Origin of the sequence: Photobacterium sp. SP02 (genome assembly GCF_038519165.1) — a bacterium.
In the GTDB taxonomy this organism is placed as follows: Bacteria; Pseudomonadota; Gammaproteobacteria; order Enterobacterales; family Vibrionaceae; genus Photobacterium; species Photobacterium halotolerans.
This window is the reverse complement of sequence record NZ_JASJOJ010000194.1, coordinates 1-269: the sequence shown is the minus strand read 5'-3', so window position 1 is coordinate 269 and position 269 is coordinate 1. Positions and strand designations below refer to the sequence as shown.

1 protein-coding gene is annotated in these 269 nt (G+C 58.4%); it reads right to left on the bottom strand.

Features of this window, described 5'->3' with window-relative positions:
- A partial coding sequence (locus tag P0Y67_RS22955; protein ID WP_342393723.1) for a protein rep occupies window positions 1–269 on the bottom strand: 269 nt, incomplete at both ends.

The following is a 269-nucleotide window of genomic DNA, read 5'->3' as shown; positions in this document are numbered from 1 at the left end:
AGGCAGGTAGTCCAGGCGCATCACATCGGCCCATAGCTCTACCCAGCGAGAATGTTTAACGTAATGCGTGGTGAACCAGGAAGGGGGAACCATCAAGAGCGCGTGGAAATGGGGGTGAGCGCTGCCATCCTCGCCGCGTGTGACCTCGGTGGTACGCACCCAGCCCAACACTGGCCTGAACTCTTTGCGATCCTTGAGACGCTGCCACGCGCTGTTCATGGCTTGCAGAGTGCTACGTAGATCACCAATGGGGCAGTTCCGAACAGTGA